The organism is Pseudosulfitobacter pseudonitzschiae (assembly GCF_002222635.1).
In the GTDB taxonomy this organism is placed as follows: Bacteria; Pseudomonadota; Alphaproteobacteria; order Rhodobacterales; family Rhodobacteraceae; genus Pseudosulfitobacter; species Pseudosulfitobacter pseudonitzschiae_A.
Window position 1 is genome coordinate 162,692 of sequence record NZ_CP022419.1, and the last position, 13,350, is coordinate 176,041.

General features: G+C 56.3%; 15 protein-coding genes. 7 read left to right on the forward strand and 8 right to left on the reverse strand.

Annotated features, from left to right (window positions below):
• Positions 1-38 precede the first annotated feature (38 nt).
• Genes SULPSESMR1_RS23000 through SULPSESMR1_RS25135 form a run of 7 tightly spaced genes read left to right on the forward strand, consistent with a single transcriptional unit; the run spans position 39 to position 4,942 of the window.
• On the forward strand, positions 39-695 hold the full coding sequence (locus SULPSESMR1_RS23000) for a TrbG/VirB9 family P-type conjugative transfer protein (RefSeq protein WP_089423441.1): 657 nt from the start codon (positions 39-41) through the stop codon (positions 693-695).
• Positions 692-2,086, forward strand: a complete 1,395-nt coding sequence (locus SULPSESMR1_RS23005; RefSeq protein ID WP_089423397.1) for a TrbI/VirB10 family protein — start codon at positions 692-694, stop codon at positions 2,084-2,086. Before SULPSESMR1_RS23000 ends, SULPSESMR1_RS23005 begins: the two co-directional genes overlap by 4 nt.
• Positions 2,087-2,089: 3 nt before the next feature.
• Positions 2,090-3,076: an ATPase, T2SS/T4P/T4SS family gene (locus tag SULPSESMR1_RS23010; RefSeq protein WP_089423398.1), complete on the forward strand. Its 987-nt coding sequence runs from the start codon at positions 2,090-2,092 to the stop codon at positions 3,074-3,076.
• A complete protein-coding gene (locus tag SULPSESMR1_RS23015; protein ID WP_037945128.1) occupies positions 3,073-3,276 on the forward strand; it encodes a hypothetical protein in 204 nt (67 codons plus the stop codon). Before SULPSESMR1_RS23010 ends, SULPSESMR1_RS23015 begins: the two co-directional genes overlap by 4 nt.
• Entirely contained in the window at positions 3,273-3,686 is a 414-nt protein-coding gene (locus SULPSESMR1_RS23020) for a hypothetical protein (RefSeq protein ID WP_051844010.1), read from the forward strand. Before SULPSESMR1_RS23015 ends, SULPSESMR1_RS23020 begins: the two co-directional genes overlap by 4 nt.
• 12 nt (positions 3,687-3,698) lie before the next feature.
• Complete coding sequence (locus SULPSESMR1_RS23025) at positions 3,699-4,775, forward strand: type IV secretion system protein (RefSeq protein ID WP_089423399.1); 1,077 nt, start codon at positions 3,699-3,701, stop codon at positions 4,773-4,775.
• A 2-nt stretch (positions 4,776-4,777) separates the two neighbouring features.
• Positions 4,778-4,942, forward strand: a complete 165-nt coding sequence (locus SULPSESMR1_RS25135; RefSeq protein ID WP_157729107.1) for a hypothetical protein — start codon at positions 4,778-4,780, stop codon at positions 4,940-4,942.
• Between the two features lie 468 nt (positions 4,943-5,410).
• Here SULPSESMR1_RS25135 and SULPSESMR1_RS23030 read toward each other — a convergent pair whose 3' ends face one another.
• The 8 genes from SULPSESMR1_RS23030 to SULPSESMR1_RS23065 all read right to left on the reverse strand — a co-directional run bounded on the left by SULPSESMR1_RS23030 (position 5,411) and on the right by SULPSESMR1_RS23065 (position 13,340).
• The gene (locus SULPSESMR1_RS23030) at positions 5,411-6,394 is read right to left on the reverse strand and encodes an XdhC family protein (protein ID WP_089423400.1); all 984 of its coding nucleotides are present in this window, start codon (positions 6,392-6,394) and stop codon (positions 5,411-5,413) included.
• A complete protein-coding gene (locus SULPSESMR1_RS23035; protein ID WP_089423401.1) occupies positions 6,375-6,827 on the reverse strand; it encodes a CoxG family protein in 453 nt (150 codons plus the stop codon). The genes SULPSESMR1_RS23030 and SULPSESMR1_RS23035 overlap by 20 nt, the downstream gene beginning before the upstream one ends.
• Before the next feature lie 110 nt (positions 6,828-6,937).
• On the reverse strand, positions 6,938-7,549 hold the full coding sequence (locus SULPSESMR1_RS23040) for a nucleotidyltransferase family protein (RefSeq protein WP_089423402.1): 612 nt from the start codon (positions 7,547-7,549) through the stop codon (positions 6,938-6,940).
• A complete protein-coding gene (locus tag SULPSESMR1_RS23045; RefSeq protein ID WP_089423403.1) occupies positions 7,542-8,321 on the reverse strand; it encodes an XdhC family protein in 780 nt (259 codons plus the stop codon). The genes SULPSESMR1_RS23040 and SULPSESMR1_RS23045 overlap by 8 nt, the downstream gene beginning before the upstream one ends.
• On the reverse strand, positions 8,318-9,499 hold the full coding sequence (locus SULPSESMR1_RS23050) for a vWA domain-containing protein (protein ID WP_089423404.1): 1,182 nt from the start codon (positions 9,497-9,499) through the stop codon (positions 8,318-8,320). Before SULPSESMR1_RS23050 ends, SULPSESMR1_RS23045 begins: the two co-directional genes overlap by 4 nt.
• Positions 9,496-10,371: an AAA family ATPase gene (locus tag SULPSESMR1_RS23055; protein ID WP_089423405.1), complete on the reverse strand. Its 876-nt coding sequence runs from the start codon at positions 10,369-10,371 to the stop codon at positions 9,496-9,498. The genes SULPSESMR1_RS23050 and SULPSESMR1_RS23055 overlap by 4 nt, the downstream gene beginning before the upstream one ends.
• Positions 10,372-10,422: 51 nt before the next feature.
• A complete protein-coding gene (locus SULPSESMR1_RS23060) occupies positions 10,423-12,849 on the reverse strand; it encodes an aerobic carbon-monoxide dehydrogenase large subunit (RefSeq protein ID WP_089423406.1) in 2,427 nt (808 codons plus the stop codon).
• Positions 12,846-13,340: a (2Fe-2S)-binding protein gene (locus SULPSESMR1_RS23065; RefSeq protein WP_089423407.1), complete on the reverse strand. Its 495-nt coding sequence runs from the start codon at positions 13,338-13,340 to the stop codon at positions 12,846-12,848. Before SULPSESMR1_RS23065 ends, SULPSESMR1_RS23060 begins: the two co-directional genes overlap by 4 nt.
• Positions 13,341-13,350: the final 10 nt, after the last annotated feature.

Below are 13,350 nucleotides of genomic sequence, written 5' to 3' on the forward strand. Positions count from 1 at the left end.
TGCTTACAAAGTTGTTCAGTATTCTCGTGCTTGCCGTGATGCCGGGTTTGGCCATCGCTGAAGCCATTCCGCGTGGCGGACCCAATGACAGTCGCGTTCGGTTGGCGACATATCAAGAAGCGCAGGTCTACCGTCTCAGTGTGTCCCTCACACATGTGACAACAGTCGAATTCGGTGAGGGCGAGAGCATTCGCTCGGTCATTGCAGGCGACACCGAGGGTTTTGAAATCGATGGTGTGCCGGGCGGTCAGGCCTTTGCGATCAAGCCAGTTGCGCGCGGCGTCCATACCAATGTGACGGTCTATACCAACCGGCGCAGCTACTACTTCAACGTCCAAGAGGTCCAAAGCCCCACCTTCTATGTGGTCCAGTTTCGCTATCCTGATGATGACGCGAGATCGGCCCGCACAATTGCCCAGCAAGCCCCCAACTATAATTATGGAGCTAGCACGCAGGTCCAGTTCACTCCGACACGCGTCTGGGATGACGGGACGTTTACGTATTTCGCGTTTCCCCGAAATGCGCCTGTGCCAGCCATCTTCCGATACTCCAGTAGCCGTGAGCGCACGGTAAACACGCAAGCCGTCGAGGACGGTGTGATCCGCGTCTCAGGCCTGAACACGCAGTGGGTGTTGCGCCTCGGGGATGAGGTGGTTTGCATTCAAGCAACCCCACCCGCAGGGGCGTCATCATGAGCGATACAGGGGACGCAGAGCTCGAGAAACGCCTCGCCGCACTAGAACAGGGCGGAAATCGCGGGGATTCACCTAAAGCCAGACGCTCGCCCCTTCTGGCCGTCATCGTCGTCGCACTCGTTGGTGCAGGTGGCGCCGTCCTCTACATGATCTCCGGATCAGACGAAGAAACGGCGTTGCCAACAGCCACACCTGATGTGTTTCAAAATGAGGGTGACGGCTTTGGTGCGATCGAAGCCATTCCGCCGCCCCCTGCCCCGGAAACGCAAATTGTCGTAGCCCCCGCCGCACCTTCTGAGCCCAACGCAGAACTTCTTGGTCAACTGGCTGCCCTTCAGGCCCAGATCGAGGAATTGCGCAATGCGCCGGAACCGGTGGTAGAAGAAGATACGGCCGCCGCAGACGCCATTGATGGGCTAACAGCTCAGATCGCGACCTTGCAAACCGCATCGCAGGCAGCCCAACAGCTGTTTCAGGACGAACTGGCGGCGCGTGATCGCGAATTGGAACAAATCCGTATGGACTTGGAGTTGGCCCGACTTGAGGCCAATCGGCCAGTGCCTGCGCCGGTTCCTATTGGACCGTCTGAAGAAGACCTCCTTGCGCGCGAGGCAGAACGGTTGCGCCGCGAAGAGGAGGCACGTCGCATGGCTGATCTGGAGCGCCGCGCGGCAGAAGAACGTGCGTTTCAGGATCGTCGCGTTACCTCCCCTACAATTGCATTTGGCGGCACGTCAGGAGCGAACGAAACACCGCTTACCGAGCGCACATTCGGCGAAGTGACAGACTTTGTGTTGAACGGCGCGTTGCCGACCACCGTCACACAAGCCGAAGTCATCGCCAATCCTTCCAACACCATCATTCAAGGGACTATGATCCAAGCCGTGATGGAAACGGCTCTCGACAGCTCCCTGCCCGGCCAAACCCGCGCGGTCGTCTCCGAAGATGTCTTCAGCTTTGACGGATCGCGCCTTCTTATCCCACGCGGGTCGCGGCTGATCGGGCGCTATCGCTCGGGGCTAGATATTGCACAGCAGCGCGTCACCATCGCCTGGGACCGGATTATCCTGCCAGACAATCAAACCATCCGGATCAGTTCCTTTGGTGGTGATGAGCTGGGCCGTTCGGGTGTTACGGGTTTTGTCGACACCCGCTTTGATGAACGTTTCGGCTCCGCAGCACTGATTTCTCTCATCTCTGCAGCCCCGAGTGCTGCTGCGGCCTCTGTTGAAGATGAAGCCGCCGCAGATGTGCTCGAGGATGTTGGCGATGACCTGGCCGATGCCACAGACAGCGTCATTGGCGACTACCTCTCTATCGGCCCCGTTATCTATGTCGATCAAGGCGCACGTGTCACCGTCATGGTTGACCGTGATCTAGAGATCTTTTGATCCATGTCACTGAGCTATCTCCAGACCTCGCTTGATAAGCTGGACGCCGCATCCCGCAACGATGTCATCGAGATTTGTATCAATCCGGACGGCACCTGCTGGGGAGAATTTCAGGGCGATCATTTTATGCGGTTGCTGGACCAGCGGCTGTCAGAAACGGAGGTCAAAGATCTGGGCAATCAGATTGCCTCCAGTGCAAACACCACCATGAGTAAGGACAGGCCCATCGTATCGGTCTCGATTGCCTACAAAGATCGCCCGATCCGCGCACAGGTCATCACGCCGCCCGCCGTCATGTCGGCCATGTCGATCAGCTTGCGGTTCTTCTCAAGCCTTTCCCTCGAAAAAATTGAGCTGTCGTTTCTGTTTGGCAAGGAACGCAAGCTTGAAGAGGTGCGGCAAGAGAAAACCCAAGAATTGCGCGCAGTCGTGGAAGCCGGCGTGATCGACGATGCGCTGGCCTTTTGCGTTGAGAATAGGCTCAACATGATCGTCTCGGGTGGTACCTCGACAGGCAAGACCGTGGCAGCCCGCAAGATACTTTCGTATGTCGGCGCTGAGGAGCGGATCATCACGATCGAGGAGGCTGCCGAGCTTCTGCCCGCTCAACCAAACGTGGTGACGCTGATCGCAAACCGTGATGCAGCGTTCCAAACCGCAGACGTTCTCCTCACCGCGACGCTGCGCATGCGGCCGGACCGGATCATTCTTGGCGAGGTCCGCGGTAAAGAGGCCATGACCTTCCTGGAAGCCATCAACACGGGTCACGGCGGATCAATGACCACGCTACATGCCGAAACCCCGCAACTGGCGGTGCAGCGATTGGCGATCGCCGCCCTCAAAACAGAAATCCCGATGACCTATGCGGACATGGTTCGATACATCGAGAATTCCATCGACGTGATTATCCAAACCGGGCGTCACAACGGTGCGCGCGGCATCACCGAATTTTACCTCCCTGGCATGGAGCAGATTGGAGCAACCGGATGAAAACCTATGAATACGAGATCCTGTCGTTCCCGATGGATCGCAAAAATAGTCTGATTGAAATGCAGGCCGCGTTGAATGCGAAGGGCCAGATCGGGTGGGAGGTTGTCTCAATCAGCTCGTCCGAGTTTGCCAATATCGGGCACACAGCTTTCCTGAAACGTGAATCCTTCGAAGGCGCAGATGTTGGTGGTACCCGATGATGCATCGTACTATCCGTCTCACTTGGCTCACGATTGTTTTGGGGCTGACTGCACCGCCCTTGGTGGCGGAGCGTAATCTAATCCCCAGCCTCGAGAGCATTCCGGATGTCTGCTCTGAGCGCCCAAACGAACCCAATTGGATGGAGAACATCGCGCTGCGAGACGCCTACCAGCGTGTCTTGGTCCAAGACATCTATCGAGCACAGAGCATGGAGCGGGTCGTTGAGACGGGATCCTGCGACTGCGCCGCGCGCTTCCCAACTTGGGATTCAGCCGAAGGCACCTTCCGAGAAAACCATGCCGGAGCGAACCGTTCAGAAATGCTGCAAGCCTCGGACATCTACAACCGCCGCGCAAATGAACTTCGGCCTCAAGCCAAAACGATCTGCGAAGCCGCAGGCAATTGGTAGGGACATCCTGAAATGAGCGTCGTCACCTACTTCGTTGAAACCTCCCAAGGCTATCTCGACACCGCCGCCGAAACGCAATTCGGATCTGTTGCCGCTACAGTGGGTACGCTGCTCGTCCTTGGAACAACGGTCGTCGTGATCTTCGTCTTCCTGAACATGATCTACCAATACAAAGCGATGGACGGACGAACGGCGTTCTGGCTTGCGGTGAAGATCGGGTTGATTGGAATATTTGCGACCAATTGGGTGCAGTTTAATGCACTGTCATCAGCCATACTAGCTGGCATCGATAGCATCGCTGGCGCGCTTGTTGCTTCGGTTGGTGGCGGCGTGCCCGGCCCCTCCGGCACCTTCGCCGAAGAGTTTGACAGGCTCATTGCCGAGCTCGGGGAGTATCTGAATGCGGCGGGGTCGGAGCTCAACTGGATGGCGGGCGCGATGCTCGATATCGTCGGGGTCCTGATGCTGTCGATTTTAGGTGGGCTTGCGGCGTTCATTTTGGTGGCTTCGCGTCTGATGATCGCCCTGCTTATTGGCATCGCGCCGGTGATGATGTTCCTGACGCTGTTTGACGTCACCAAAGACTACTTTGCTCGGTGGCTCTCCGCGCTGATCTCTTTTGCCATTTATCCCATTGTCGTGGCAGGTGTATTTGCAACGATCACAGGTGTTGCCTCCGCATTGATCGGGGAACTTGGTGATCCTGAAGGAGCGACGAACATCGGCGCGCTCATCCCGTTTTTTATGATGGTTCTCATGGCCAAAGGATTTATCGTCGCAACGCCATTCATCGTGCGGGCGATATCGGGGAATATCATGATGCCTGCGCTGTCGGGTGGCCTGAGTGGAAGCTATGGATTTGCCCGTGCGGCCATGGGCAATCAACAGGCTTACAATCGCTATCTCGTTGGAGGTGCCAGCGGGGCAGAATACGCCGCACTCAGAGCGCGTCAGATGTTTGGAGTACAACAAATGCCACAACGGCCGGGGATGGCAAATGTGACACCCACAGGAAGCAGTCCATCGACCGGAACTGGATCGCAAATGCTGGCTCAGCTTGCGAGGCTTGGCAGATTGGGGAGACGATGAGCATGCCCGACCCAGACGCGGAAATTGTAATTAAGGAGCAGGCCGACCTATGGGCCATGTCGCATGGGTTTTCTGATGCAGACGAAATGAAGCAGTGGGGCGAGCAAATGGAACGTGAGCGCCTTGCAAAATTTGCCTTAAAAGAGGTGACTGAGAATGAACAATAGTAGAGTAGCAGATCGCCTGGGTGGCTTTATCATCGGGCTTCCAACAGTGGCATTTCCCATATGGATTGCGGGTTGGTCGCCGTGGCTGGGCGTAATTACGACGACCCTGTTTTTGGTTGTAGCCGTGTCTTACGTTTGCGGCGCTACGCCTAAATGGTTTCAACATGGAACTGCGAAGTAAGCGCAGCTTAGACAACACTTTCCGATGACGCGTTTACCTCAATATGTTGCTGATATGGGGTTCTCTGGTAGGGGCAGGACCATATATTAGTGAAACCAGCCGTTCGTGCGTGATGCAGCGAAAGAGGAAAACGAGCCCATTTTACCTCTTTTTTGTGGTGCAGCGAATGTCTGGTATTGAGAAACGGTTAAAGAAAATGCTGAACCCACCCAAAGGAGCGAGCTAATTACCAGCTCTCCTTCTTCAAATGAAAACTGGGAGACCGAAAACAAATTTGGAGCAGCTGTCTAAAAGGAAAGTTGCGCAGTTTGATAGGCCTGCTGAACGTCAACAACCAATTGTTGGTCATACGCAAAGGCCTGCGCGATTTCGGCCAGCGCAGAGATTGCAATCAGGTCGGCATTTCGCAGCGAAGGGACAAGGCCAATTGGGCCCCTAATGCGCTGCAGGTCCCGATCCGAGACACCCATGTCAGCTAACTGGGCAAGCCGGGCGGTGTGGGTTCTCTGGCTGCCTAACGCCCCGACAAATCCGGCCGTGGTAGCCAGCGCCGCGACAAGGAACGCAGGTTCCCAATCGTGATCGTGAAACAGAGTTAAGAAACCACTGGTCTTGTCCAAATCTAGTGTGGTGATGTTTCGCTGAGACGTCACATGAGTTGGGGCGTCTTTACAGTAAGCCGTGATTGCAGCGAGGTCATGGATGTCGGGGGAAAAGCCAGTCACATCAAATCCGATGACATGAGCAACTTTGGCGGTAGCTCGAAAAACAGCGCCCCGCCCAGCAAGGGTCAGGGCCACCTTGGGCTGATAGGCAATCGTGATCGGGAGGAGAGCCGCCTCAGTTGCTTTGGGATGGAACGTCAGGGATACGGGCTCGCGTGCCAACAAAGCAGTGTAGGCTGCCACAAGCGCTGCTTTGTCGGGTGCAGGGTCGATCCACACCGACAATGCCCCACCGCAAGGCAAAGCCAAATCATGGAAGGGTGACCCATCTCCGTAACGCAACAAGCGGGCTGATCCTGACTGCAAACATTCCAACGCCTGAAGCAAGATATCCTGATCAATGCAGCCGTTGGACATATAGCCCGTCATCTCGCCGATATCATTGACGACAGCCAGTGATCCCAGATCACGTGCGCTGCCGCCCTTGATATCCACCGACGTAATCAACACAAAACGCTGCCCTGTTCGCACAAAGGTCGCGACCTGCGCCAAAACGTCGACCGCATGGTCTTGATATGCGATGGGATTAACCAACCGTTTCTTCATCCAGCACTTCGGCAAATTTCTTGAAGAACTTGGCCGCGAGCTTCTTCGAAGTGCTTTGAATAAGCCGGCTGCCGAGTTGTGCCAGCTTGCCGCCGATCTGCGCCTTGGCATCATAGGACAAGATCGTGGAGTCTCCGTCTGCAACCAGCGTGACATCCGCGCCGCCTTTGGCATGACCCGCAGCGCCGCCGCTGCCCTGTCCCGTGAGCGAAAACGCGTCTGGTGCACCACTTTTGTCGAGTTGAACGTCTCCGCTAAAGCGCGCCTTCACCGGCCCGACTTTGAGCACGATCTTTGCTTCAAGTTCAGTGTCCGAATGTTGGATCAGCTCTTCACACCCTGGGATGCATTCACGCAAGATTTCGGGGTCGTTCAATGCTGCGTAAACGCGCGCCATGGGCGCATTGATGATGATTTCGTCTTTAAGTTCCATGGATTGTTTTTCCTAACAGCAAGGGGATTTGATGGACGCAAGCATTTCGGCCTGCGCAGGAATGAGGGCCCATTTTTGACGGCAGGCCCGAAGATAGGTGCGTAACTTTTTCATGTCAGATCCTTTTGCGGCATCATTTGTTCGAAGGCCCCAAACGCGGCGGGGGTGTCGATGTCATTGAAGAATCCGGCTTGTGTCATTGGGACATGCTGGGTCAGTTCAGGATGTGCCCGCGTGAATTTCCCACAGCCAGGGTTGGCCTGATCTGCAAGCAATCGGGCGCGCATGGCCGCGGGCACAACGATAGGATTGCCGCGTGCGGTGTCTTTGAAAGGGATTGAGATTTTCTGAACGTCCCCCGCCAAATGCGCTGTAATTAATGCACGAAGGTCGTCTGTTGTAAGGTGTGGTTGGTCGCCAAGCCCGATCAGATATTGCTGCGAGCCGCGTGCCTTAAGAAGCCCCGCGCGGACTGAAAACGGTTGCCCCGCGTCGAAATCTGCGTTGTGAATAAACTGGATCGGTAAGCCGTCAAGGGCAGCCTCGATCCTATCGGATTCAAATCCTGTCACCACGCACACCCGACCGTCCAAGGCCGCAATGTAGGTTTCAACGACGTGCCGGATCATCGGTTTGCCGTGGATCGGCAACAGTAATTTGTTGCGATCTTCCATGCGTCGCGACAGACCTGCGGCCAAAATGATCGCGCCAAAACTATCCATTCTGGGCGACACTCGCCAAAAGATCACGTTTGACCTGTGTCAGTTCCGCAAGAATCGACAGCGCGATCTCGGCAGGTGTGACAGCGCCAATGTTCAGCCCGGCGGGCGCACGGACAGTGGCGATTTGTGCGGGATCGGTACCTGCCGCGATCAGCTTTTCGGACAGGCTCGCAAACTTTTTGGAGCTGCCAACGAAGGCGACGTACTCAACAATACCAGCCAACCCTGTCTTCAACGCAGCCAGATCACCTTGGCCTTGCGTCGCAATCACAAGATACCGTGCGCGATTGGGTGTGCGTGCGGCCAAAGGGGCGTCCACGCTGACAGTTTTGACGGCCCAACCAAACTGCGGTGCGAGCTCTGTCAGCTTTTCAGCCACTGGAGATTCTCCAAAGACCAGCAAATCAGGCGTGGGGAGGTGAGGTTCGATAAAGATGTCGATGGTGCCTTTGGAGGGGCATCCGTTGCGTGCAAAACGGACGCCATCAACGTCATCGCCTGCAACCACGCCCTTTTCCGTCAGCTCCTCTTGCGGGGCGACCGAGATGAATTGGGGCTGTCCTGTCGCATAGGCCCGCAAGGTCGCCTCTTTGATCGCACCACGCACGCAGCCGCCGCCAAGCCATCCTTGAAGGATCTTTCCATCTTCGCGCAACAACGCCTTGGCGCCGGGTTTGGCTGAGGTGGTTCCTGCGGTGCGCACAATCGTGGCGATGGCGAAACAGTCTTCGCCCTCGTTCAATCCGTGGTCCATGATCTGTTTGGGTGTCATAGCCGCGCCATTTCGGTCTCGAGCGCTGCCAAGTCGCCCAGAGTATTGGCTGCGCGAAAGAGATCCAGATGCGGCAATGCCCCTGCCATCGCTTTGGCAGTCGGTTCATAACCGTCCCAACCTTTGAGCGGGTTAAGCCAGATGATCTTGCAGCCGCGTTTTTTCAAGCGAGCGAGCGCGTCGGAAATCCCGTCTGGTGATGCGGTGTCATAACCGTCCGACAGGATCATCACGACGGTTCGGTTATCAACGAAGCGACGGCCATAGGTGTTTGCAAACGTATCAAGGCTCTTCGCGATCTTTGATCCACCTGCGAAACCTTCGGCCAGCAAAGACAATCGGGCCAGCGCGCGCAGTGCATCCTTGTCGCGAAGGGCTTCGGTAATTCGCACAAGGCGGGTGTGAAACAGATATGCATCGGCACGAGAATCGGCGCGCATTAAGCCTGCAAGGAACGCAAGGAAAATACGTGAATAGACGGTCATCGATCCCGACACATCACAGATCGCCGTGATCCGCAGCGTGCGGTCAGGCCGCTGGCGTTTGGGCAGCGCGAAGGGTTCGCCACCCGTCGCAAGGCTTTGCCGCATGACTTTGCGAAAGTGGATTTGATCCCCTTTGCGCGCGGCTTTTCGACGACGTGAACGGCGATCCCGCAGCACTGCCCCAAGACGCAAGGCGATCTTTTCAGCCTCGGCAATATCCTCGGGGCGGACAAGGTCGCGCAGGTCTTTCTTGAACAGGTTGGTGACATCCGTTGCAATCAATTTGCCCTCCCCGTCGCTTTCGGCTTCGCCATCGCCACCGTCAGGGCCGCCGATGTCGCCAGTTCCGCTGCTTGCGTCTTCGCTGGTTTCGCGACTGGACTGTACGTTTTCACTTTGACTTGGGGTCGCTGTTGCGGTCACACGGGTTTTGACCCGCCCGCCATTCATCCAAAAGCTGTTGAACAAACCGTCGAACTGCGCCGCTTCTTCGGCGCAGCCGGTAAACACAGATTTCAGTGCGCGGCGTGCATCGTGGGGGTTTGCCGCGTTGATATGGGTCAAGGCATCCAGTGCCGCGCCCGTTTCACCCACGCCAAGCCGCAAGCCGTTGTCACGTAGATGCGCAACAAATCCGGCCATTCGGGCGGCAGGGCCGGGATCGCGGGCGGCAAATTTGGTCACAAGGCTCATGCGGCTTTGCCTGCCAAAAGTTGTGCGATTTCTGTTGGGATCGCATCGTGGTCCATTTGCGTTTTTAACAGGGTCGTCAGCGTCGCCTGCAAAATCGCCGGATCGGTCGTCAGATCGGCCACGCCAAGACCCATCAGAGCAGCGGTAAAATCAAGCATCTCGGCAATGCCCGGTTTCTTTTCCAGTTCCTGTTTGCGCAATGCCTGAACGAACCCAACGATTTGCGCGCACAGACGATCGGTGATGTCAGGATAGCGCGTGATCAGGATCGCAAGCTCGGTGTCGTGATCGGGATAGGGCACGTGGGCATACAGGCAACGACGGCGCAATGCATCGCTTAGATCGCGCGTGCCGTTGGCGGTCAGGATAACCATCGGCCGCGTCGTTGCGGTGATTGTGCCCATTTCGGGAATGGTCACCTGAAATTCTGACAGAATTTCGAGCAGGTATGCCTCGAACTCCTCATCGGCGCGGTCAATTTCGTCGATTAGCAGAACCGGTGCTTTGTCTTGGCGGATCGCCTTGAGCAACGGGCGTTCAAGCAGAAACTCGTCTGAGAATATCCGTGCTTCAACGGTTTTACCCGTCTCGCCATCTTCAGAAGCTGCGCGGATTGCCAGTAGTTGGCGTTGATAATTCCATTCGTAAATTGCCTGCGCGGCGTCCAGTCCTTCATAGCACTGCAAACGGATCAGTTGCGTATCTTGAACAGCCGCCAAAACACGCGCGACTTCGGTCTTACCTACACCGGCGGCCCCTTCGAGCAGCAATGGACGGCCCAGCGACAATGACAAATGCAGCGCCATCGAAAGATCACCCGAGGCGATATACCCCTGATCGGCCATAGCCGTTTGTAACGTTGTCCAAGTCATCGGTGTCCTCCCAGACGATGCGGGCCGCGCAAGGCAGCCCGCATCAATACCTTAGTCGTGCATGCCAAGATTGTTGGCTGTCTGCCAAATGCGCCAATGATCATGGGGCATATTGGTATGACGGTTGCCAAATGGTCTGAACGCATCTTGCACAGCATTTGAGAAGCAAGGCACGCCACCGACATGTGGGCTTTCGCCCACACCCTTGGCCCCAATCGGGTGGTGCGGGCTTGGGGTGACAGTGAAGTCGGTCTCGTAATTTGGCACTTCCCATGCTGTTGGCAGAAAGAAGTCCATCAACGTGGCCGTTTTGACGTTGCCCATGTCGTCATAGGCAATCTCTTGCCCCAAGGCGACGGCAAGTGCTTCGGTCAGGCCACCATGGATTTGCCCTTCGATGACCATCGGGTTGATCCGTGTGCCACAATCATCCAGCGCATAGAAACGGCGGATTTCAGGCACGCCAGTATCGACGTCGATGTCCATGACACAGACATAGGCCCCAAACGGGTAGGTCATGTTTGGCGGATCATAGTAGCTGACCGCCTCAAGACCTGGCTCAAGCCCTGGGATGGCCTGATTGTAGGCAGCGTAAGCGATTTCCTTCATTGTCTTGAACTGCTCAGGCGATCCTTTGACGACGAACCGGTCCACGTCGAACTCCACGTCGTTGTCGTGAACTTCTAGCAGATAGGCCGCAATCATCTGCGCCTTGGCACGGATTTTGCGACCTGCCATTGCTGCTGCTGCACCCGCAACTGGAGTGGAACGAGAGCCATAGGTGCCCAGACCGTAAGGCGCTGTATCGGTGTCGCCTTCCTCAATCGTGATGCTTTCAGCGGACAGGCCAATCTCGGTCGCGAGGATTTGCGCGAAGGTCGTGGCGTGGCCTTGGCCTTGGCTGATCGTCCCAAGCCGCGCGACGGCCGATCCTGTTGGGTGGATGCGGATTTCGCAGCTGTCAAACATGCCCATCCCAAGGATGTCGCAGTTCTTGACAGGTCCCGCGCCGACGATCTCGGTGAAGAACGACAGACCGATGCCCATGACCTTGCGCGTTTCGCCGCGTTTGAAAGCCTCGACCCGTTCTGCTTGTTCAGCACGCAGACCTTTGTAGTCCACGGCCAACAACGCTTTGTCCCACGCGGTTTGATAATCGCCGGAGTCGTATTCCCAACCAAGGGCAGCGGTATATGGGAACTGCTCTTTCTTGATGAAGTTGATCGAGCGCAACTCTGCGGGGTCCATGTTGAGTTCAATCGCGAGGACTTCGATCATGCGCTCAATGAAATACACAGCCTCAGTGACGCGGAATGAACAGCGGTATGAAACGCCGCCCGGGGCCTTGTTGGTGTAGACACCGTCAACGCCAAGATAGGCGACGGGGATATCATAGGATCCCGTACAGATGTTCATGAAACCCGCTGGGAACTTGGTCGGGTCGGCACAAGCATCAAACGCGCCGTGATCGGCTGTGACGTGGCAATGCAGGCCAGTGATCTTGCCCTCTTTGGTGGCGCTGATCTTGCCCTTCATCCAGTAATCGCGGGCGAAGGCAGTGGACATCAGGTTTTCCATCCGGTCCTCGACCCATTTCACAGGAACGCCCGTGACGATGGATGCGACGATTGAGCAGACATAGCCGGGGTAGACGCCAACTTTGTTGCCAAACCCACCACCGATATCGGGGGAAACGACACGGATGTTGTGCTCTTCAATACCTGACAGCAGGGACGCAACCGTACGCACCACATGCGGGGCTTGGAAAGTGCCCCAAAGGGTCAGTTTGCCGTTCACCTTATCCATCGACGCAACAGAACCGCAGGTCTCAAGCGGGCACGGGTGGGTGCGGTGATAATACATTTCTTCAGTGGCAACGACTTCGGCGTTGTCGATCACTTGATTGGTGGCCTCTTCTTCGCCAGCTTCCCATGTGAAGATGTGATTGGGGTGCTTGCGTGGGCCGTGCGCACCGTTTGGAATTGATCCATCTTCGGCCACCAGATCTTCGCGCAGGACAACATCCGATTGCAGCGATTTAAATGGATCGACGATGACTTCGAGTTCTTCGTAATCTACCTCGACTAGCTCAACCGCGTCGGCCGCGATGTAGCGGTCGTTGGCCACGACGAAGGCGACCTCTTGGCCTTGGAACAAAACCTTACCGTCGGCTAACACCATTTGCTTGTCACCCGCGAGCGTAGGCATCCAGTGCAGGTTCAACGGTTCAAGGTCTTTGGCCGTCAGAACCGCGACAACACCAGGCAGCGCCATTGCGGCGTCGATGTTGATCGATTTGACCCGAGCGTGCGCATAGGGCGACCGTACGAAATCGCCGTGCAACATGCCGGGCAGTTTGATGTCATCGACGTAGTTGCCCTTGCCTTGGGTAAAACGTGCATCTTCGACCCGCTTGCGCGAGCAACCCATGCCTTTAAGGTTAGCGACCCGTTCGTCGCGTGTGATTTCATCCTTCATTGTGCCGCCTCCTTGGCTGCATTCATCTCAGACGCCGCTGAGAGAATTGATTTCACGATGTTCTGATAGCCGGTGCAGCGGCAGATGTTGCCAGCAATGCCGAAGCGCACATCTTCCTCGGTCGGGTTGGGATTTTCCTCGAGCAACTTGGCCGCACGTGTGATCATGCCTGGTGTGCAGAAACCGCACTGAAGCCCGTGGTGCTCTTTGAAGTTCTCTTGCAGGACGTGCAGCGCGTCTGGGTTGCCGAGTCCTTCGATGGTGGTGACCTCTGCGCCATTGGCTTGAGCCACAAAAACTGTACAGGATTTCACCGACTTGCCGTTCATCGTGACCGTGCAGGCCCCACAATGGGACGTTTCACAGCCCACGTGTGGACCCGTGATGTTGAGCTTTTCCCGCAGTGCGTAGATCAGCAGTTCGCGTGGCTCAGCGAGGAATTCGTGGTCTTCGCCGTTGACGTTAAGTTTGACGTGCATCTTGTTTGACATGTTTATTTCT